17 protein-coding genes are annotated in these 20313 nt (G+C 63.9%); 8 read left to right on the forward strand and 9 right to left on the reverse strand.

What is annotated here, in order from left to right; all coding sequences use genetic code 11:
* Positions 1-99 precede the first annotated feature (99 nt).
* Positions 100-1329, reverse strand: a complete 1230-nt coding sequence (locus GSQ90_RS01365; RefSeq protein ID WP_256366580.1) for an MFS transporter — start codon at positions 1327-1329, stop codon at positions 100-102.
* 261 nt (positions 1330-1590) lie between these two features.
* Between GSQ90_RS01365 and GSQ90_RS01370 the strand changes: the two genes are divergently transcribed.
* A complete protein-coding gene (locus GSQ90_RS01370) occupies positions 1591-2430 on the forward strand; it encodes a helix-turn-helix domain-containing protein (RefSeq protein WP_158812686.1) in 840 nt (279 codons plus the stop codon).
* A 24-nt stretch (positions 2431-2454) separates the two neighbouring features.
* Here GSQ90_RS01370 and zapE read toward each other — a convergent pair whose 3' ends face one another.
* Complete coding sequence (gene zapE / locus GSQ90_RS01375) at positions 2455-3627, reverse strand: cell division protein ZapE (RefSeq protein WP_158812687.1); 1173 nt, start codon at positions 3625-3627, stop codon at positions 2455-2457.
* A gap of 209 nt (positions 3628-3836) precedes the next feature.
* On the opposite strand from zapE, the gene GSQ90_RS01380 reads away from it, so the two are divergent.
* From GSQ90_RS01380 to GSQ90_RS01390, 3 genes are all read left to right on the forward strand, one after another.
* Entirely contained in the window at positions 3837-4703 is an 867-nt protein-coding gene (locus GSQ90_RS01380) for a serine protease (RefSeq protein ID WP_158812688.1), read from the forward strand.
* A gap of 72 nt (positions 4704-4775) precedes the next feature.
* Positions 4776-7763, forward strand: a complete 2988-nt coding sequence (gene polA / locus GSQ90_RS01385) for a DNA polymerase I (RefSeq protein WP_158812689.1) — start codon at positions 4776-4778, stop codon at positions 7761-7763.
* Positions 7764-8783: 1020 nt separating this feature from the next.
* On the forward strand, positions 8784-11402 hold the full coding sequence (locus GSQ90_RS01390; protein ID WP_158812690.1) for a tetratricopeptide repeat protein: 2619 nt from the start codon (positions 8784-8786) through the stop codon (positions 11400-11402).
* A gap of 6 nt (positions 11403-11408) precedes the next feature.
* Here the strand turns inward: GSQ90_RS01390 and GSQ90_RS01395 are convergent, their stop codons facing one another.
* From GSQ90_RS01395 to GSQ90_RS01425, 6 genes are all read right to left on the reverse strand, one after another.
* Positions 11409-11837: a DUF5990 family protein gene (locus tag GSQ90_RS01395; protein WP_158812691.1), complete on the reverse strand. Its 429-nt coding sequence runs from the start codon at positions 11835-11837 to the stop codon at positions 11409-11411.
* Positions 11838-12199: 362 nt separating this feature from the next.
* On the reverse strand, positions 12200-12559 hold the full coding sequence (locus GSQ90_RS01400; RefSeq protein ID WP_158812692.1) for an endonuclease domain-containing protein: 360 nt from the start codon (positions 12557-12559) through the stop codon (positions 12200-12202).
* Between the two features lie 127 nt (positions 12560-12686).
* On the reverse strand, positions 12687-13337 hold the full coding sequence (locus tag GSQ90_RS01405) for a TetR/AcrR family transcriptional regulator (RefSeq protein ID WP_371418321.1): 651 nt from the start codon (positions 13335-13337) through the stop codon (positions 12687-12689).
* Positions 13312-13698: a type II toxin-antitoxin system VapC family toxin gene (locus GSQ90_RS01415; protein ID WP_158812694.1), complete on the reverse strand. Its 387-nt coding sequence runs from the start codon at positions 13696-13698 to the stop codon at positions 13312-13314. The genes GSQ90_RS01405 and GSQ90_RS01415 overlap by 26 nt, the downstream gene beginning before the upstream one ends.
* Positions 13695-13940 carry a type II toxin-antitoxin system Phd/YefM family antitoxin gene (locus tag GSQ90_RS01420; protein WP_158812695.1) on the reverse strand — a complete coding sequence of 82 codons (246 nt, stop codon included), beginning with the start codon at positions 13938-13940 and terminating at the stop codon, positions 13695-13697. The genes GSQ90_RS01415 and GSQ90_RS01420 overlap by 4 nt, the downstream gene beginning before the upstream one ends.
* 112 nt (positions 13941-14052) lie before the next feature.
* Positions 14053-14784, reverse strand: a complete 732-nt coding sequence (locus GSQ90_RS01425; protein WP_210254794.1) for a TetR/AcrR family transcriptional regulator — start codon at positions 14782-14784, stop codon at positions 14053-14055.
* Between the two features lie 28 nt (positions 14785-14812).
* Here GSQ90_RS01425 and GSQ90_RS01430 point away from each other — a divergent pair, with 28 nt between their 5' ends.
* The 4 genes from GSQ90_RS01430 to GSQ90_RS01445 all read left to right on the forward strand — a co-directional run bounded on the left by GSQ90_RS01430 (position 14813) and on the right by GSQ90_RS01445 (position 19454).
* Positions 14813-15805: an HlyD family secretion protein gene (locus GSQ90_RS01430; protein WP_158812697.1), complete on the forward strand. Its 993-nt coding sequence runs from the start codon at positions 14813-14815 to the stop codon at positions 15803-15805.
* On the forward strand, positions 15802-16734 hold the full coding sequence (locus GSQ90_RS01435; protein WP_158812698.1) for an ABC transporter ATP-binding protein: 933 nt from the start codon (positions 15802-15804) through the stop codon (positions 16732-16734). Before GSQ90_RS01430 ends, GSQ90_RS01435 begins: the two co-directional genes overlap by 4 nt.
* Positions 16731-17855, forward strand: a complete 1125-nt coding sequence (locus GSQ90_RS01440; RefSeq protein WP_158812699.1) for an ABC transporter permease — start codon at positions 16731-16733, stop codon at positions 17853-17855. The genes GSQ90_RS01435 and GSQ90_RS01440 overlap by 4 nt, the downstream gene beginning before the upstream one ends.
* Before the next feature lie 297 nt (positions 17856-18152).
* The gene (locus GSQ90_RS01445; RefSeq protein WP_210254795.1) at positions 18153-19454 is read left to right on the forward strand and encodes a YncE family protein; all 1302 of its coding nucleotides are present in this window, start codon (positions 18153-18155) and stop codon (positions 19452-19454) included.
* 9 nt (positions 19455-19463) lie between these two features.
* Here the strand turns inward: GSQ90_RS01445 and GSQ90_RS01450 are convergent, their stop codons facing one another.
* A complete protein-coding gene (locus tag GSQ90_RS01450) occupies positions 19464-20306 on the reverse strand; it encodes an SAM-dependent methyltransferase (protein WP_158812700.1) in 843 nt (280 codons plus the stop codon).
* Positions 20307-20313 lie beyond the last annotated feature (7 nt).

A 20313-nucleotide genomic window follows, 5' to 3' on the forward strand; every position in this document is an offset into this window, starting at 1 on the left:
TGCGAAAGAGCGCCACTCGTCGACCGGATTCATGACCCGAAGCGCTGAGGCGGAAATCGGCCCCGCCGTCCGCTTCGGGACGGTCGGGGTCGAACGAGGTCATGGGGTCGAAGGCTTGAGCGTCTTCCTTTTCGACCCCTCGATATTGGGGAGGAACAAGGTGAGGAGGCCGAGCGCCGGCAGATAGGAGCAGACGTTATAGACGAAGTCGATGCCCTTGATGTCGGCGACTTCGCCGAGCACTGCCGCGCCAATGCCGCCAATGCCGAAAGCGAAGCCAAAGAACAGGCCCGCGATCAGGCCCACTTTGCCGGGCACCAGTTCCTGGGCGAAGACGATGATCGCCGAGAAGGCCGAGGCCAGGATCAGGCCGATCGCTACGGTGAGCGCAATCGTCCATTCGAGGTTGGCGTAGGGCATGGCGAGGGTGAAGGGCAGGACGCCGAGGATTGAGCCCCAGATCACGTATTTGCGCCCGAACCGGTCGCCGATCGGGCCGCCGATGATCGTGCCGGCCGCCACTGCGCCGAGGAAGACGAACAGCAGGAGCTGCGCGTCGCGCACCGACAGGCCGAACTTGTGGATGAGATAGAAGGTGTAATAGCTCGACAGGCTGGCCATGTAGACATATTTCGAGAACACCAGGACGCCAAGCACCGTCAGCGCGATCAAGACCTTGCGGCGCGGCAGCGCGATCGTGGCGCTAGGGCTTCGCTGCTTGCCCGTCGCCGCCCGGTGAGCGCTGTACCAATTGCCGACCTGCCACAGGATGATCATCGCAACGAGCGCGGCGAGCGAGAACCAGGCGACGCTCGACTGCCCACGCGGCAGCACGATGAAGGCTGCGACCAACGGCCCGAGCGCCGAGCCGAAATTGCCGCCAACCTGGAACAAAGATTGGGCAAGGCCATGGCGCCCGCCGGACGCCATCCGCGCGACGCGCGAGGATTCGGGATGGAACACCGACGAGCCCATGCCGACCATGGCCGAGGCGACGAGCAGCAGCCAATAGCGATCGGCGAAGGCGAGCAAGATCAATCCGACCAGCGTAAAGCCCATGCCAACCGAGAGCGAATAGGGTTGCGGCCGTTTATCCGTATAGACGCCGATCAACGGCTGCAGGAGCGAGGCAGTCACCTGGAATGTGAAGGTGAGCAGGCCGATCTGGCCAAAGTCGAGGCCATAATTGGTCTTGAGCATCGGATAGAGCGCCGAGATCAGCGATTGCATCATGTCGTTGAGGAGATGACAGAAGCTGATCGCAGCGATGATTGTGAAGGCAGTGTTGTTCGCGGCCGTACGATCGGCCGTCACAGTGGCGTTGGTCACGGGTGGCTCCATAAGTCCGCCGGGCGCGATCTCGTAGGGCGCCGCCGGACAGCGGCACAATACGCCTTGCCGCGTGACCTGCTTTCGTGATTTGGTCTAATTCTTTCGCAACTGGGCCACAAAGATGTGCGAAAGCCGCGGCGCCGCCCAGCAGAGGATGCGCCCTAAAGACGACGAACGGGACGGAGCTGGACTGTCACCCCAGATGAGACTGCAGCCGAGATGACCGACGGGACCGCACTCAAATCGTTGGACCGCGATATGGAAACGGCCGAGATCTTGCGTCATCCGCCGGCCGGGATGGATATCGGGGCGCTGCACGAACTCCGGATAGGTTGGCTGGAGCGATCGCCTGGCCAGGTTGTCGCGCTGGCGAGCGACTATCCGGCGGGCTATCTCGTTCCCCTGCACCAGCACGGCCGGTCGCAATTGCTGCATGCGCTTTCGGGCGTGGTCACGGTGGCGACGAGCGAAGGCCGCTGGATGGTGCCGCCCGAGCACGCGCTCTGGATTCCGGCCGGCGTCCCGCATTCGGTCGAGATGCTGGGCGCGGTGATGATGCGTTCCCTCTATGTCGTCGCCGATGCGATCGCCGGGCTGCCCGAGCGATGCCGCGTCGTCGGCATGACGGAACTGATGCGCAGTCTCATCGTCGAGGCCGTGACGCTGCCGTTCGACTATGAGTCAGGAAGCCGGGCGGCCCTCGTCATGGCGCTGATCCTGCAGGAGATTCCGCGCCTGCCGGAAAAGCCGCTCGGCCTGCCGTTTCCCACCGATCCGCGTTTCGCAGAGCTCTGCCGTGGCTTCGTCGAGGCGCCCTCGCCGCGCGCCAGGATCGACGACTGGGCCGATGCGCTCGCCATGAGCCGCCGCACCTTTACCCGCGCCTTTCGCCGCGAGACCGGCGTCAGCCTGTCGACATGGCGTCAGCAGTGTTGCCTATTCGCGGCCTTGCCGCGCCTTGCCCGCGGCGAGCCGGTGACGAGCGTCGCTTTCGATCTTGGCTATGACAGCGTCGCCGCCTTCACGACCATGTTCAAACGCATGCTCGGCGCGCCGCCGCGCGACTATCTGCGTGAGGGGCCAAAAATCGAGGATTGAGCGCGCTGGCGGCCCTCGCCCGCTCTATGTTTCGATCAATCCCCCCATATCGCCTGACGCGCTCGATCCGGAATGGCCATGAGCGAGCGCAAGATAGTCGGCGGAGCGCATTTCGATGAGGCGCGAGGCGGTCCGGTCGAATTCGAAGACCTCATAACCGTCCTCGCCCAAAAACAGCGCATTCGGCTCCGCCTCGGCCGAGGCGATCAGCTTGACGCGCTGATCGTAGAGCGTGTCGATCAGATTGATGAAGCGCTTGGCCTCGTTGCGCTGGTCGCGGCTCATCACCCGGATGTGGTCGATCAGCACGGTGTGGAAACGCTGGGCGATGGCGAGAAAATCGGACGAGCCAAGCGGCTGGCGGCAGAGATCGTCGAAGGAGAATCGCGCAACGCCGTCCGACGCCTCGGGAATCTTCAGGGAGCGGCCCAGTAGCGCGATCTCGGCGGGCGCGCCATGTTCATGGCCCGTCAAGCGCTTGAACGCATCATCGAGCGCGGACTTGGCCGCCGCGTCGGGCGGGCAGTAATAAACCGGCGCGCGCGCGAGCTTTTCCAACCTGAAATCGGTCCGCGCCTCGAGCGCGCAAATCTCGAGCCGCTGATGCAGCATCGCGATGAAGGGCAAAAAAAGCGCCCGGTTGAGCCCGTCCTTGTAGAGATCGTCCGGCGCCACGTTCGACGTGGCGACGACGACGACTCCCGCCACGAAAAGTTGGGTGAAGAGACGCCCCAGAATCATGGCATCGGCGATGTCTCTGACGCTGAATTCGTCAAAGCACAGCAGCCACGCTTGCGCCGCCATGTCGGCCGCCACGGGCGCGATCGGGTCTTCGCCGGCGACCTCGCCGGCCCTGCGGTGCGTCCGCCATTGATGGATGCGCGCGTGGACGTCGGCCATGAAAGCGTGAAAATGCACGCGGCGCTTAGCCTTGGCCGGGGCCGCCTCGAAGAACAAATCCATCAGCAACGTTTTGCCGCGTCCGACCGGGCCGAAAATATAGAGGCCGCGCGGCGCTTCGGCGGGCCGGACGCCGATCAGGCGCTCAAGCGCATTGGGCGGCCGCGCCGGAACATAGTCCGCAAGGCGCGCCAGGAGGGCGTCCAGCCGCTCGATCAGCGTCATTTGCGCCGGGTCAGGCTCAAGCCGGTTGGCGGCGACAAGTTCGCCATATCGCTGCTGAAGGGAAAGGCTCATTGCGCGCGGGGCCGCTTCCTATGGCGCAAAAGCCACGTACGCCGAATTATCGAGCGAGATCAGGCAAGTCAAACTTGACATTTTTGTTGCAGTATTAATCATGCGTCTCAATCACAAAAATGTGTGCTTCCCGACAGGTCGGCGCGCAAGAGGCCGAATGGCCCGATTTTTGCTAGCCCTGGTTCGCCATGGTGGGAGGCTCTCTTTTGATGTTTCATATCATCCGTGCGGCAATTGCATCAGGTTTTTGTCTCTTTGCGTGCATCGAGGCCCAGGCGGGTCCGGCGCATCCGATGGATTTGGAGGCCTTGCATACGCTTCCGCTTGTGCCCGTCGTGGTCTTTGGCGACCATCCGCGGCTGACGGCCGAGCAATTCGCCAGCGAAAACCATCTCGACCTTGGCGACGTCAAACGGCGACACGCCGCCTCCGGCGTCATTCATTGCGGCAATGCGCGCGGCGCGGGCCAATTGACGCTTGCCGACAATGTCATCACGACCGCCGCCCATGTGCTGTTCGACGAGCATGGCCAATTGCGCGGCGACAGCGCCCATTGCTTCTTCACCGCGACGGTCGCCGACCAGGAAGTCACCACGGCGATCGATGTGGCGTCCGTGGTCTCTGGGAACAAGGACCCCTATTCCAAACCGGCCGTGCATGATTGGGCGGTCGCGCGGCTTCTTCGCTCCGTCAAGGGCGCCACGCCTTATGGGTTGGGCGCTCCGGCCCAGGCCGCCGAAGACATTCGGTTCGTTGCGCGCGGTCATAGCGACTGGGGTTCGGGCCATGTCATGTCGATGGAAAACTGCCGGCTGCATGATGCGCTCTCTTCGGGATCGGAAGGCACGCGCGAATTTTCTTTCGATTGCGACGCGGGCGTCGGCGCCTCGGGCGGCGCCGTTCTCAATGCGAGCGGCGGACGTCTGCTCGGGGTCTTTGTCGGCTATCGCTCGGTCGCGCCTGACAGCACAATGCCATTCTCGGCGCAGCACTATAATTTCGCGGTGACGCTGGAGGGCGCTTTCCGCCGTGCTGTCGAGGCCGCCGCAGGAGGGAGCGCGACCGCCGCGCGCTGATTGCCGCGCGAGGCTCGCATTGTCTCGCGCGAATCGATGGCGCCAGTGGGCAGGTTTGTCTAAACTGGCGCTATGACTCAAAACCCTCGCCCCGTCGGTCCCGGCGACCATGTTTTTCTGGTCGACGGCTCGTCCTTCGTCTTTCGCGCCTATTTTCAATCGATCCGCCAGGATCAGAAATATAATTACCGGTCAGACCGTCTGCCGGTTGGCGCCGTTCGCCTGTTCGCGACCAAGCTGCTGCAATTCGTGCGCGATGGCGCGGCGGGCATCAAGCCGACGCATCTGGCGATCATTTTCGACAAGTCGGAAAATTCGTTCCGTAAGGAGCTTTATCCGCCCTACAAGGGCCATCGGCCCGATCCGCCCGAAGATCTCGTGCCGCAATTTCCGTTGATGCGCGACACCGTCCGCGCTTTCGGCCTCGCGCCGATCGAGCAGGACCGCTACGAGGCCGACGATTTGATTGCGACCTACGCACGCCAGGCGCGCGAACGCGGCGCTGATGTGCTGATCGTTTCCGCCGACAAGGACCTGATGCAACTCGTCCAGCCGGGCGTCGCCATGTACGACCCGGCGTCAGGCGATCGCGAGGAGCGGCGCATCGGCCCCGACGAGGTCTTCGCCTATTTTGGCGGCGGCGCCGACAAGGTGATCGACATCCAGGCGCTCGCGGGCGATTCGACCGACAATGTGCCGGGCGCGCCCGGCATCGGGGTGAAGACGGCGGCGCAGCTCATCGCCGAATATGGCGATCTCGAAACGCTGCTCGCGCGCGCCGGCGAAATCAAACAGCCCAAGCGCCGCGAGGTTTTGACCAATCCGGATTCCGTCGCGTTGATCCGCCTGTCGAAGACGCTGGTGACGCTCATTCAGGATGTTGCGCTCGAAGTGCCGCTCGACGATCTGACGCTGGCCGCGCCGGACGCCAAGCGCCTTGTCGCGTTTCTCAAGGCGCTCGAATTCACCACGATCACGCGGCGCGTCGCCGAAATCTATGGCGTTGAAGCGGGCGAGATCGAAGCGGCCCCTGAATTCGTCGGCGCCGGCGGCTGGCGCGGGCGCAATGGCGAAGCGGTCGAGCCTCGCGCGCAGAGGCCGCCGCCTGCCGATAAAGCCGAAACCCCGGCCGCATTGCCTGGCGCATTGAATCCAAAGGTGTTCGCCGCCAGCCGCCTCGCCGAGGCGCGCGAGGCGAAGATCGACCGCGCCGCTTACGCCACGGTGACAACGCCGCAAGAATTGCAGCGTTGGATCGATGAAGCCTTCGAGGCCGGAATCGTCGCGTTCGACACGGAAACGAGTTCGCTCGATCCCATCCAGGCCGATCTCGTCGGATTCTCGCTCTGCGTCGCGCCGGGCCGCGCCTGTTACGTGCCGCTCGGCCATCGCAACGCTGGGCAGGGCGATCTGTTTGGCGGCGGCGAACTTCTGCCTGGCCAGCTCGCCGAAAGCGAAGCGCTCGCTCTGCTGAAGCCGATGATGGAGGCGCCGGGAATCCTCAAGATCGCCCAGAATGTGAAATTCGATTGGCACGTCTTCGCGCAGCGCGGCATCGAGGCGGCGCCCATCGACGATACGATGCTGCTTTCCTACGCGCTTGACGCCGGCGCCACCAATGAAGGCCATGGCATGGATGCTTTGGCCGAGCGCTGGCTTGCTCATAAGACGATCCATTTCGCCGATGTCGCCGGTTCGGGCAAGAATTTCATCGGCTTCGCCCGTGTCCCCATCGACAAGGCGACCGAATACGCCGCCGAGGATGTCGATGTGACGCTGCGCCTGTGGCGCGCACTCAAGCCCCGCCTGCCTGCCGAAGGCATGACCCATGTCTATGAGACGCTGGAGCGACCGCTTGTCGTGCCGCTGGCGCGGATGGAGCGGCGTGGCATTGCGATCGATCGCGACATTCTCTCGCGCCTGTCGGGTGAATTCGCGCAAGGCATGGCGCGGCTCGAAGCGGAGATTCATGGGCTTGTCGGCGCGCCTTTCAACCTCGGCTCGCCCAAGCAGCTTGGCGATATTCTGTTTGGCCAGATGGGCCTGCCCGGCGGCAAGAAGACCGCGACGGGCGCCTGGTCGACCTCGGCCAATGCGCTCGATGATCTGGCCGCCGAGGGCCATCAATTGCCTGCGCGCATCCTCGAATGGCGTCAGATCGCCAAGCTGAAATCGACCTATACCGACGCGCTGCCGGCCTTCGTCAATCCGAACACCAAGCGCGTGCACACCTCCTATGCGCTCGCCGCGACGACGACCGGGCGACTGTCGTCGTCCGATCCCAATCTGCAGAACATTCCGGTGCGCAACGACGAAGGGCGCAAGATCCGCCGCGCCTTTGTGGCAACCCCTGGCCATGCCCTGATCTCGGCCGATTACAGTCAGATCGAATTGCGCCTGCTCGCCCATGTCGCCGACATCGGCCAGCTCAAGAAAGCGTTCGCCGACGGGCTCGACATTCACGCGATGACGGCCTCCGAAATGTTCGGCGTGCCCGTCAAGGACATGCCGGGCGAAGTGCGGCGGCGCGCCAAGGCGATCAATTTTGGCATCATCTACGGCATTTCGGCGTTCGGCCTCGCCAACCAGCTCGGCATTCCGCGCGAGGAGGCGGGCGCCTATATCCGCAAATATTTCGAACGTTTTCCCGGCATCCGCGACTATATGGAGACGACGAAAAAAGCGGCGCGCGCCGACGGCTTCGTGCGCACCATTTTCGGCCGCAAATGCCATTATCCCCGCATCAACGCCTCCAACCCGTCCGAGCGCGCCTTCAACGAGCGCGCCGCGATCAACGCGCCGCTGCAGGGCTCGGCCGCCGACATCATCCGCCGCGCGATGATCCGCATGGACGACGCGCTCGGCGCTGCCAAACTCGACGCGCAGATGCTGCTGCAGGTGCATGACGAACTGGTGTTCGAAGCGCCGCTGACCCAGGTCGAGGCGACGATCAAGCTCGTCGCCAAAGTAATGGTCGAGGCGCCGATGCCGGCGCTGCAGCTCAGTGTGCCGCTACAGGTCGATGCGCGGGCGGCGGACAATTGGGACGAGGCGCATTGAGCGGGGGTTTGGCGGCGCCGAAGCCGATTTGCGCCCCTTGCAAAATCCTTGTTTGGCGCGCTTTGGACGAGATTCAGGCCATCGCCCTTTAAAGAAACCCCAATGATTTCAATACAAGACTCCCGCGCCTCCAAATTTTTTCCTATCCCCATCGTGCGATTTCAATAGCTTGCAAGCGAAAAACTTGAATTCGCGTTTCTTGAGCCGACCGATGCCGTCCGCGTCCCGTCCGCCGCTTCCACTTCGCCCGGCGGTTCGACAGAAGACGCTTGCAAGCCCGACCACCCAAAACCATACCACAGAAAGACAGAAATTTATAGAAAATACTTCTCTAAATCAGAAGTCGCTACAAACATTCCGTCCACCAGTGAATGGAGGCGCGCGTCCGAGATTGGCGGCGGATTTGCCTATTGTTTGCACAATCGCCTCCAAGCAATCAATGAATTTCCGGCGCTGCGATCAGCGCTCCCCATGCGCCCCGACGAACACCGTTTCGCCCGCTTTGGCGCGATCCGCGCGCGCTCCGGCGCTGGCCGCGACGCGCCTCTCACACGTTTTGACGCGAGATTTCACGAGAAAGGCGCCGGCCGCGCGGATAGCTATTGTATATCAGCGTCCGGCGTCTTTGCGCTTGTGCAAGCACGGACCAGTATCGGTGGGCAGATCTTTTTCACATAAGCAGCTAAATGGCGTCCATCGTAATAAGGAACGGACGGAGCCGGTTTCCTACGCCGCTCAATCGAAGCGCATCAGATGGCAGGCGGCGAATGCCCAGTGCAACAGCGCCGAAGCCGAGTAACAGAAGCTCAGATCGCGGTGGCCCGCGCGCCGTGACAATATCGCGGCCGCGACATAGGTTGCCGCTTGAGACGCGTAGAGAACAGTCAGAGGACTGCTCGAAAGACGAGCGAATATGTCGAACATTGCCGGACCTCACATTTGTGGTTGCCGGCTCGCTATTGACGCCAAGGTTCTGGAAATCGCGACGTGCGCGTCGGAAAAGCGGAAAGGTTTGGAAAGGTGACCCCCGCGCCTCCGCCCGCTTCCGCCGATGATCGAGAGCGACGGTCCTTCGCCGAACTCCTGGACAGCTATTTGTCGCAGGGTGCGCGGCCTTCCGGCCGGCCGGGCAAACCGGGAAAAGCCTGGACGAGCAAGGAATTCGCCGCCCAATGCGGTGGACTTACCGACCGCACGGTCCGCAACTGGCGCAGGGGCAGGACGGCCCCGCCGGAACTTGGCTCGATCGAGCGGGAGTTGTTTGGAGACAATTCGGCGTATGACGATTGGCGGCAAGAACTGCGGGAGGCGTATCGATATGCGGTCAGTCGCAATCCAGGCAATGATTCGAAGGCTCTCGCCGAAGGGCCTCATCGTAAGCCCCGCAATCTCCCCTTCGCCTCGCTCGGTCCGCTGTTCAAAGGCCGCGAGGAGTTCCTCGGGAAACTGCATGAAGCTTTGAATTCGAACGAAAGCGCCCATGCCGCCGCCGTCGTCGGCAAGGCGCTGCATGGGCTAGGCGGGGTCGGCAAGACGCGGCTGGCGGTCGAATATGCGTTGCGCCATGACGCCGAGCATTCGGCGCTGCTGTTTTTGCGCGCCGCGACGCCGGCGCAGCTCGATGCGAGCCTGGCGGCGTTGGCTGGGCCGGATATTCTCGATCTCCCAACGCAAAACGAGCGCGAGGACGCGTTGAAAATTCCAGCCGTCCTCAACTGGCTGAACAATCATCCGGGCTGGCTGGTGATCCTCGACAATGTCGACGACGCGCCCGCCGTCGCCGCAGTCGAAAAACTGCTTGCGCGGCTGCGTGGCGGGCAGGCGATCATCACCGGCCGCGTCGCGAATTTCTCGGGCGCGGTGCGCAAGCTCGAACTTAGCGTTCTCGACAAGGACGCCGCCGTGGTGTTTCTGCTCGAGCGAACGCGGGACGACCGCACGCTTTCAGTCGACGATCCGGAGTTGGCGCGAGAACTCTCTAAGGAATTGGACGGCCTAGCCCTCGGGCTCGAACAGGCGGCGGCCTATATCGCGACCGAGCGTATCGGCTTTGCGCGCTATCTCGCGCTGTGGCGCGAGAACCGTCCGAAGGTGCTGAACTGGTTCGACAAGAACCTGATGACCTATGACCACGACACCGGCCTCGCTGCGACCTGGGCGACCTCGGTTGCTCGGCTGACGCCGCAAGGCCTCCGCCTCATCGAACGACTCGCCTTTCTCGCGCCGGAGCCCATTCCTGACACGCTGCTCGACGTGAGCGCTCCGGGGGATGGACGGGATTTCGACGCGCATAGCGCGAGAGCCAATCTGTTCGCCTATTCGTTGGCCGCGCGCGCAAACTCGGAGGCGGGTAAGACGTCGGCGGCAGGCTTTGTCGTGCATCGGCTGGTGCAAGATTTTTGTCGACGCGGCATCTCGGGGGAACGGCGCGGTGCGGCACTCCGGGAGGCGTTGGGATGGGCGAGTGAAGCGTTTGTGGGTGACCCTAGCGACGTCAGGACATGGTCCCTTCTTGATTCGCTGGCGCCGCATGCGTTGGCTGTCGCCGAGCGCGGCGACGAGGCCGGAATTGCTGCGCCGACGGCCAGGCTTTATGGGGAACTCGACATATTTTTCAGCGCCAAGGCGCAGTATTCCGAAGCAGAGCGCGTTTCGCGCCGCGCACTGGCGATCGACGAGGCGAGCTATGGGTCGGATCATCCCCATGTAGCGCTTAACCTCAACAACCTTGCTGGACTACTTCGCGCGACGAACCGGTTTGCCGAAGCCGAACCGCTATTCCGGCGTGCGCTCGCCATTTTTGAGGCGAGCTGTGGCCCGGATCATCCCGACGTGGCGTTAAGCCTCAACAACCTAGCGCAATTGCTCAGCGACACAAACCGACTTGCCGAGGCCGAACCGCTGATGCGTCGCTCACTCGCAATCGACGAGGCGAGCTATGAACCGAATCACCCGAGAGTGGCGATCCGCCTTAGCAATCTTGCAGAACTGTTCCGTGATACGAATCGGCTTGCGGAGGCCGAGCCGCTAATGCGTCGCTCGCTGGCCATCGATGAGGCGTTTTACGGACCGAATCATCCCAATGTCGCGATCCGCCTCAACAATCTCGCTGGATTGCTTGGCGACACTGACCGACTTGGCGAAGCCGAGCCGCTTTATCGGCGCGCGCTTGTGATCGCAGAATCGAGTTACGGGCCAGATCATCCGAGAGTCGCGAATCCGCTCAACAATCTCGCGGGATTGCTTGGCGAGACGAACCGGCTTGGCGAGGCGGAACCGCTCTATCGGCGTGCGCTGGCGATTGACCAGACCAGTTACGGTTCGGATCATCCTAATGTAGCGATCCGCCTGAGCAACCTCGCGACCTTGCTTCTTGCAACCAACCGGCTCGATGAGGCCGAACTGCTAATGCGTCGTGCGTTGGCAATCGACGAGGCGAGTTACCGGTTCGGTCATCCCAATTTGGCGATCCGCCTCAGCAACCTCGCGACATTGCTCCGAGCAACCAACCGATCTGATGAGGCCGAGCCGCTGATGCGTCGCGCGTTGGCGATTGACGAGGCAAGTTACTGGCCGGATCATCCGACAACGATGCGGATGAGAGCAAACCTTGCCGCGCTCGAAGCGCGGAAGAGCTAACCCAACTCACCGCACCCGCCACCCCACCGCCTCCGTCGCATGCGGCCGCCGACCAATGACACTCGCCTCAAGCCGCCCGCCCGCTTTGTCGGCCGCCCGGATTTCCGCCCAGCCGATGCCCGCGAGAGGAATCTTGATCCGCCAGGCCCAGGGTGCGTCGCGCTTTCCCTCGCGCTTCCAGCTCAGATAGAGAAAGCGGGCCGCCGGCGGCCCATGAGCGAAGGGGCCGGCGAACACAGGCGCGCTCGCGCCGCCGCCGAGTTTGATCGTCAATACACAATCGAAATGCAGCGTCCCGTCCGGCTGCGCCGCGCCGGAATGAACCTCGCCTTTCGAATCCTGCAGGCCGAAGCGCAGCGGCTCGCCCGCCGCGCCCGGCGGCGCGCCGTCGTGGATCAGGCGGAGACGGAGCTGTTGGGGTTGGGCCGCCGGCATGGAGGAATATTAGCATAGAAGGGCCGCCCCGCGCCGCATCCTCCACAATGCCGCGAAGGGCTCCCCCTTCCCCCCTTGGGGGAAGGTGTCATGCGAAGCATGACGAATGAGGGGGGGTCGCGCGCAGCGCGACGGCTTGCTGCGTCGCGTTGAACGCTGCGCTTACCGAATGAGCCACTCGTCACGGTAAGGCGTGCCGCTTTGCTTCTTGTGGCGTGCTCAACCGATAGGTTCAAAGCCGTCGCGCTTTGCGCGACTCCCCTCATTCCAAGGCGAATGCGAAGCATTCGTCCGCGCCCTCGCTTCGCGAGGCCACCTTCCCCCAAGGGGGCAGGGGTGCGCGCAGCGCGATGGCTTCGAACCTATCCGCGCAACGCCGCGCGAATGCGCGCGACCGCGAGTTCGGTCGAGGCGATGACCAGTTCATTGGGTAAGCGCAAGATTCGATATCCCTGTCCGCAGAGCCAAGCGTCTCGCTCGCGATCTTTGGTTTGTTGCTCCGCGATTTCATGGCTTGGGCCGTCAATCTCGACGATGAGCCGCTGCGCGAAACAAAAAAAGCCGACGATGAAATTTCCTATCGGCGCTTGTCTGTGGAATTTCGCGCCCTCGCAGCGCCGGTCGCGGACCGCGCGCCAGATGATCGCCTCGGTTTGCACGGCGTTGGCGCGCTGTTCGCGCGCGAAGCGACGCAGGACGGAGCGTGGGATTTCGGCGGCCATGGCGTGAGGTTTGCGCGCGGCGTGGACTTAGGCAAGGTACAAAGCCGTCGCGCTGCGCGCGACTCCCCTCATCCGTCATGCTTCGCATGACACCTTCCCCCGAAGGGGGAAGGAGTTGCGGCGCCCTTCAAACACCCGGCGCCCCCGTCTCTCCCCTCGCCCGGCTCCCATCCAAAAACAGCCGCACCGCCGCGCGCAGCCGGCGCGCCTCCTGCTCGGGCGTGTCGCGATAGCCGAGCATCGCCAAACGCTGCGGCACGCCGATGACGAGCATGGCGAATTGCTCGGCGGCGAATTGCTCATCCTCGAAGCGCAGCGCGCCGCGTTCGACGTAGACCGACAGAAAGCGCGCAATGCCGTTGAGGCCGCGGCGGGGAAAGGTTTCGGCGAAATGCTTGGCGAAGTCGCGCATGCGCGGCGCCTCGGCGAGGAACAGGCGGATGATGGCGAGCGTCTCCTCGCGCATCGCCAGGTCGAACATTTGCGTCGCGAGCGCGAGGAGGCTCTCTTCGACATCGTCGGGCGGCGCGCCAAGGGCGCCAAGCGCGCCGATCTGCTCGTCGCGAAACTGCGCGACCGCGGCGAAAAACAGCGCGTCCTTGTCGGGATAGCGCGCATAGAGAAAACGTTTGGCGACGCCGGACTGGCGCGAGATTTCGTCGATCGACGTCGCCTCCCAGCCGCGCTCCAGCAGCAGGCGCTTGGTCGTCTCCAGCAGCTCGCGATGGCGCCGCTCGGCCTCCTCGCCCCGCCTACATCTTCCGAACAGGCCCCAAATATTGAGCCACCAGCGGGTCGGCGGTGAGGAGCGTCATGCCTTCGACCATCGCTTGCGCGACAAGGATGCGATCGAATGGGTCTTTGTGGATGGCTGGCAGGCTCATCACACAGATGGCGTGCGCACTCCGCACAGGCAGTTCGCTGTATGAATTGTTGAGCAGACCGTCGTGCAGGTCCGATACATCGACCTGAAAGTCTTCACGGCCAAGCGCGCGCTTGATCGCGAGTTCCCACAGGCTCGCGGCGCTGAAGAATCTTTCGTTGTCGGTGTCGGCGATCAGGCGCCGGGCGGCGGCCGAGAGACGCTCCGAATCCGCGGCCGCCCAAAGAAGAAGATGGGTATCAAGAAGTAATTTCATCCGACGCCATCGAACAGGCGTTCGATGGCGTCCTCGCCCATACGGTCAAAATCGTCGGGTATTCGGATGCGTCCCTTCATGAATCCAATCGGTTGGATTGCGCGCGGAGCGGGCGCCTCCAAGGGCACGACCTTGACGAGGGGCTTGCCCGCCTTGGCGATCACGAACGCTTCGCCCTTGGCGGCCCTCTCCACCAGCCGCGAAAGATGCGTCTTGGCGTGGTGGATGTTGAAGGTTTCCATGGGACGTTCTCAAAATGGACTAAGTCTCGTGAGTTTAGTCCAATAAACCGAGCACCACAAGCGGGCGCTTCTGCGAAAGGCTCCCCCCTTGAGGGAAGGCCCCTTGCTTCCTTCAAGCATCCGCCGCCCCCGCCTCCCGCGTCGCCCTGCTCCCCTCCAGAAACAGCCGCACCGCCGCGCGCAATCGCCGCGCCTCCTGCTCCGGTGGGTCGCGGTGGCCGAGCATCGCCAGGCGCTGGGGGACGCCGATGACGAGCATGGCGAAATGCTCGGCGGCGAATTGCGGATCCTCGAAGCGCAAGACGCCGCGCTCGGCATAGATTGCCAGAAACCGCGCGATCCCGGTGAGGCCGCGGCGGGGGAAGCTTTCGGCGAAAAGCCGGGCGAAATCGCGCAGGCGCGGCGCTTCGGCCAGGAACAGCCGAATGATGGCGAGCGTCTCGTCGCGCATCGCCAGGTCGAACAATTGCGCGGCGAGCGCGAGCAGGCCCTCCTCGACGTCCTCGGGGGGCGCGTCAAGCCCCCCCCCCAGCGCGCCGATCTGCTCGTCGCGAAATTGCGCGACCGCGGCGATGAACAAAGCCTCCTTGTCGGGATAGCGCGCATAGAGAAAACGCTTGGCGACGCCCGACTGGCGCGAGATTTCGTCGATCGACGTCGCTTCCCAGCCGCGCTCCAGCAGCAGGCGCTTGGTCGTCTCCAGCAGCTCGCGATGGCGCCGTTCGGCCTCCTCGCGGTTCGGCCGGCCGCCGGGGCCGCGTCTGAACTGGCCGGTTTCGAGCGAATTGGTCACGCTTCGCAATACCTTGCTTGCCGCCTGTTGGCGATTATGATAATGCAACACTCTCGTTTCGTTGCAATAGGTCAAGCTCGTGGATCGGCGCCTCCTCCTCCTCATCGCCGTCTGCGCCGCCGCCTTTGCCGGCTGGTGGTTCGTCCTGCGGCCGCAAGCCGTCCAGCCTGTCGAGTGGCAGGGTTATGCCGAGGCGGATTTCATCAAGCCCGGGCCGACGCAGCAAGGCCTGATTACGCAGGTTCACGTCGCGCGCGGCGACAGGATCGCCAAAGGCGCGCCTTTGTTCGATCAGGATGACGCGGACGACCGCGCCGCCGTCGATCAGATCGCGCGCCAACTGGCGCAGGCCGAGGATCAACTCGCCAATCTTCAGAACGGCGGCAAGCCGACCGAAATCCAGCAGGCGCAAGCCAATCTCGCGGACGCCGAAGCGGCGCGCGACAAGACCCAGACCGACCTCGCGCGCAATCAATCCCTGCTCAAGACCGGCGCCGCCGCGGCGCAGCTTGTCGACCAGGAGACGGCCGATCTGCGTTCGGGCAACGCCAAAGTACGGGCGCTGGAAGCCGCGCTCGCCCAATTGCAGGCGCCGATGGGACGCGAGGGCGAGATCAAGGCTCAGAATTCGGCCGTCGAAGCGGCGCAAGCGGCCCTCGTCATGGCGCGCTGGCGGCTCGACCAGCGCCATGTCGCCTCGCCGGTCAGCGGCGCGATCGCCGACGTGCTGGCGCTGCCGGGCGAAACGCTCGCCGCCGGCGCGCCTGTCGTCTCGATCTTGCCGCCGGAAAATATTTTCGTGCGCTTCTTCGTGCCCGAGCCGGCGCTCTCCAGCATTCATCAGGGGGACCAGGTCGCGATACTCTGCGACGGCTGTCCGCCGGACCTGACGGCGACCGTCTCGTTCATCGCGCCGCAGGCCGAATATACCCCGCCCGTCATCTACAGCGAATCGACGCGCGGCAAATTCGTGTTCCAGGCCGAGGCGCGGCCAAAGCCGGATCAGGCGCCGCTGCTGAACCCGGGCCAACCGGTGTCGGTGCGTCCGAAAATCCAGGCGCCACGGCGATGAGTGATGCCGCGGCGATGAGTGATTATGTCATTGACGTTCGCGACCTGCGCAAAAGCTTTGGCGCGCGCAAAGTCGTCGAGGGGCTGACGCTGCAAGTCGCCAAAGGCGAAATCTGCGGCTTTCTCGGCGCCAATGGCAGCGGCAAGACGACGACGATCCGCATGTTGTGCGGCCTGCTCATCCCCGACGGCGGCGCCGGCGAATGCATCGGCCTCGACATCATCAGGCAAGCGCCGCTGATCCGCCAGCACGTCGGCTATATGACGCAGAAATTCAGCTTCTACGAGGACCTCACCGTCTTCGAAAATCTCGATTTCGTCGCCAGCGTCTATGAAATGAAGGACCGCGCCAAGGCGGTTCAGGACATTATGGTCCGCATGGGCCTGGCCGACCGGCGCGATCAATTGGCCGGCCAGCTTTCCGGCGGCTGGAAGCAGCGCCTGGCGCTCGCCGCCTGCGTGCTGCATCAGCCCAAATTGCTGCTGCTCGACGAGCCGACGGCCGGCGTCGACGCTCTGGCGCGCCGCCAATTCTGGGACCTGATCCATGACATGGCGGGCGAAGGGCTGACCGTCCTGGTTTCGACCCATTACATGGATGAAGCGGAGCGTTGCAAACGCATCGTCTATCTCGCCAATGGTCGCATCGTCGTCCAAGGCAGCGCCGACGAAGTGTCCAGTCAGTCCGGCCTCATCACATTCGAAGCGAGCGGCGAGGGAATCGACGACGCCGCGCGCGCCTTGCGCCATTTGCAAGGCGTCGAGGCGGCCGCCGTGTTCGGGCGTTCGCTGCATGTGGCGGGAACCGACCGCGCGGCGTTGCAGACCGCCATCCATTCCATCGACGGCGATCTCAAATGGGAGGAAGTCCCGCCGCGGCTGGAGGATGTTTTCATCCATATGCTCAGTGCAAAAGGAGGCGAGCCATGAAAGGCTATTCCTGGCGCCGGTTCTTCGCGCTGCTGCGCAAGGAATGGATACAGGTGCGGCGCGATGCGATGACGCTGCGCATCATCATCGCCATTCCGATCATGCAATTGTTCCTGTTCGGCTACGCCATCAATTCGGATCCGAAAAACCTGCCGACCGGCCTGTTGTCGAGCGATCATTCGAAATACGAGCGCACCATCGTCGCCGCGCTGAAGAATTCCGGCTATTACAACATCGTTCCGCTGGCCAGCGAAGCCGAAGCGGAAGAAGGCCTCGCGGCCGGTGATCTGTTGTTCGTCATCGCCATCCCGCCCGGCTTCGATCGCGCCGTCGATCGCGGCGAATCGCCTTCCATTCTCGTCGACGCCGACGCCACCGACCCCTCGGCGATCGGCAACGCCACGGCGGCGCTCGCCTCGCTCGGCGCCGATCTGCAGCGCGACCTGCCCGCCATCCGGCAGAGCGAACCTCAGACGCCGGCGTTCCAGTTCGTCGTTCACGCCCGCTACAATCCCGAGCAATTGACCGTGCTCAATATCGTGCCGGGCCTGATCTGCATCGTCCTCACATTTTCCACTTTGTTCGTGACGACGCTGTCGATCACCAAGGAGCGCGAGCGCGGCACGATGGAAAACCTGCTCGCCATGCCGGTGCGCCCGCTGGAAGTGATGGTCGCGAAAATCTCGCCCTATATTGTCATCGGCTATGTGCAGGTGGCGCTGATTCTGATCGCCTCGGCTTTGTTTTTCCACTTGCCGATTCGCGGCTCGATCCCGCTGTTGCTGTTCGCGCTCGGCCTGTTCATCGGCGCCAATCTGGCGCTAGGCGTGCTTTTCTCGACCATTTCAGCCAATCAGATGCAGGCGACGCAATTGGCGCAATTCACGCTGATGCCGTCTTTCCTGCTGTCGGGCTTCATGTTTCCCTTCCGCGGCATGCCGCTATGGGCGCAATGGGCGGGCGAAGTCTTCCCCACCACCCATGCGATGCGCATCGTGCGCGGCATGTTGCTGAAAGGCAACGGCTGGCACGAGATCGCCCCCGAGCTTTGGCCGATCGCGCTTTTTGCGCTGATCGTGGTGACGATCGCGGTGCGGTTCTATCGCGAAACGCTGGATTAGCGGGGCGCTCAGCGATCTGCGTCGGGCTTCCTCCATCCCCACCCCCGGCCCCTCCCCGCAAACGCGGGGAGGGGAGGCGCGCGCATTTCCCCTCCCCGTTCTTACGGGGAGGGGCCAGGGGTGGGGCGGCGGCGTTCGCTTTGGCCGACGCCCCCCAGGACCAAAGCACATCGTTTGGCCGTCATTTTACGGCAAATTAGCCTCAATTGTTCATCGCCCAGTCATCGACCCTGCGTCATTGTCGATTCGAGTCTCGGATAAGGCCGGTCGCCGGCGAATCATCGAATGGCTGTGGGGATGTTGTCTCGTTTCTTGGGTTTCCTGGTCCTCGCTCTTTGCGCGGCCGCCGGGTCGGATTCTTTGGTGGGGAGCGCGCAATCGCTGCCTGTGTCGACCTATTGCATCAGCGCCGACCAATGCGCCGCGCTCTGCCGGCGCTTCGTCGAGGGCGATCAGGGCCCTGAAGATTTCATCCGCAAGGCGTCGCTCGAACTCGGGCCGCCCGAGCGCTTTCTCATTGCGCCCTCGAATGCTTCGACCATGCCGCCGGTCGTCGACCCGACCAATGTCTATTCGGAAGTCGGCGCCAATCATTTCAGTCCGGCGGTCGCCGACGCTCTGCCGCGCATCTATTCGCCCAATCTGATCACCGGCAAGGTCGACGTTATCGACCCCCAGACCTTCACCGTCGTCGATCATTTCGCCGCCGGCGCCAGCCCGCAGCATATTGTTCCCTCCTGGGATTTGCAGACCTTGTGGGTGACGGGCGACGTCAGCGGCCCGGGCGCGCATGGCTCGCTCGTGCCGATCGATCCGAAAACCGGCAAGCCGGGAACGCCGGTCAAGGTCGACGACGCCTATAATATGTATTTCACGCCCGACGGGCGCTCGGCGATCGTGGTGGCCGAGGCGATGCGCCGGCTCGAATTCCGCGATTCCCACACGATGGATCTGCAGGGCTATATCAACGCGCCGCAATGCGCGGGCATCAACCATGCCGATTTCGCGATCGACGGCTCCTACGCGATCTTCACCTGCGAATTCAACAATGCGCTCGTCAAGATCGACATGGTCAAGCACGAGCTGATCGGCACGCTGCAATTGGCGCCCGGCCATATGCCGCAGGACATCCGGATTTCGCCCGACGGCTCGGTGTTCTTCGTCGCCGATATGATCGGCGACGGGGTCGTCGTCGTCAACGGCGAGACTTTTAAGGAGATCGCCTTCATCCCGACTGGCGTCGGCACGCACGGGCTCTATCCGAGCCGCGACGGCAAGCGCCTCTATGTGTCCAATCGCGGCACCCATAATCTGGCCGGAATCAAGCGCGGCCCGGGCAGCATTTCGGTGATCGATTTCAAGAGCCGTGAAGTCGTCGCCAATTGGCCGATCCCCGATGGCGGCAGCCCGGACATGGGCAATGTCAGCGCCGACGGACAGACTCTCTGGCTCTCGGCGCGCTATGACGGCGCGGTCTATGCGATCAACACGACCGACGGCTCGGTCAAGACGATCCCCGTCGGCGGCATGCCGCATGGCCTGACCGTCTGGCCGCAGCCCGGCCGCTATTCGCTGGGGCATACCGGCAATATGCGGTAGGCCGCCGCCTCAGCGGACCGCCGCGCGCAGGATGTGAGGGCCGCCGCCCGAGGCTGGGCTGGCGTGGCCCGGAAAGTAACGCGCCGCGATCTCGACCGCGCCGAGGTCCTCGATTTCGCGAAATCCGAGAGTCTTCAGCCTGGCGCCGAGCGCCTGTGTGTCGAAAGAACTCCTGAACGCCTCGCCGGCGGCGGCGACCCGCGCGGCCAAAGCTTCGTGGAAGGCGCGCCGCTCCGGCTGCTCGATCGTATCAGGCGGATTGACATAGTCGAACACGACCTCGCCGCCGCCGGGCAGGCCGGCGATGAAGCCGAGCGTCGCAAAGACCGCCTGTTCCGTCAGATAGGGCGTGACGCCGAGCCAGGTGAAGAAGCTGCGCCGCGCTGGGTCGAAGCCGGCGGCGGCAAGGCCCTCCGCCAGGCCCTCGCGCTCGAAATCGACCGGCGCGAAGGTGAGCGCATCGGGAACCGCGATTCCCGCACTGGCGAGCCGCTCGCGTTTCCAGGCCTGGGTCGCGGGATGGTCGACTTCGAAGACGCGCAGGCGGCCGCCCGGATCGGCGCGATAGGCATAAGTGTCGAGCCCTGCGCCAAGCACCACGAGCTGGCTCGCGCCCCGCGCGATCGCCGCGGCCAGAGCGTCCTCGGCGAAACGCGTGCGCACCGCGATGAATAGCCGCAGACCGCGCCTGGCCGGCTCCCGCTCGGCCTCGGCGAGGGCTTCTTCAGCGTCCGCGCCCAGAATGCGCAGCGCGAGCGGATCGGCGAAGATGCGCCCCTGCTCCAGCACCTGATGCGCGGCCCGATGTCCCGCCGCGCCGAGCGCCGTGCGGCTGGCCTGTCCTGACTGCATGGCGGAT

This window comes from Methylocapsa sp. S129, assembly GCF_009765995.1.
In the GTDB taxonomy this organism is placed as follows: Bacteria; Pseudomonadota; Alphaproteobacteria; order Rhizobiales; family Beijerinckiaceae; genus Roseiarcus.

Bases quoted from the DNA above. Each gene is read 5' to 3' on its own strand.
- GSQ90_RS01440 (WP_158812699.1), top strand. From the start codon at position 16,731: ATGAAAGGCTATTCCTGGCGCCGGTTCTTCGCGCTGCTGCGCAAGGAA.
- GSQ90_RS01370 (WP_158812686.1), top strand. From the start codon at position 1,591: ATGGAAACGGCCGAGATCTTGCGTCATCCGCCGGCCGGGATGGATATC.
- GSQ90_RS01450 (WP_158812700.1), bottom strand. From the start codon at position 20,306: ATGCAGTCAGGACAGGCCAGCCGCACGGCGCTCGGCGCGGCGGGACAT.
- GSQ90_RS01435 (WP_158812698.1), top strand. From the start codon at position 15,802: ATGAGTGATGCCGCGGCGATGAGTGATTATGTCATTGACGTTCGCGAC.
- GSQ90_RS01445 (WP_210254795.1), top strand. From the start codon at position 18,153: ATGTTGTCTCGTTTCTTGGGTTTCCTGGTCCTCGCTCTTTGCGCGGCC.
- polA (WP_158812689.1), top strand. From the start codon at position 4,776: ATGACTCAAAACCCTCGCCCCGTCGGTCCCGGCGACCATGTTTTTCTG.
- GSQ90_RS01380 (WP_158812688.1), top strand. From the start codon at position 3,837: ATGTTTCATATCATCCGTGCGGCAATTGCATCAGGTTTTTGTCTCTTT.
- GSQ90_RS01420 (WP_158812695.1), bottom strand. From the start codon at position 13,940: ATGGAAACCTTCAACATCCACCACGCCAAGACGCATCTTTCGCGGCTG.
- GSQ90_RS01400 (WP_158812692.1), bottom strand. From the start codon at position 12,559: ATGGCCGCCGAAATCCCACGCTCCGTCCTGCGTCGCTTCGCGCGCGAA.
- GSQ90_RS01415 (WP_158812694.1), bottom strand. From the start codon at position 13,698: ATGAAATTACTTCTTGATACCCATCTTCTTCTTTGGGCGGCCGCGGAT.
- zapE (WP_158812687.1), bottom strand. From the start codon at position 3,627: ATGAGCCTTTCCCTTCAGCAGCGATATGGCGAACTTGTCGCCGCCAAC.
- GSQ90_RS01395 (WP_158812691.1), bottom strand. From the start codon at position 11,837: ATGCCGGCGGCCCAACCCCAACAGCTCCGTCTCCGCCTGATCCACGAC.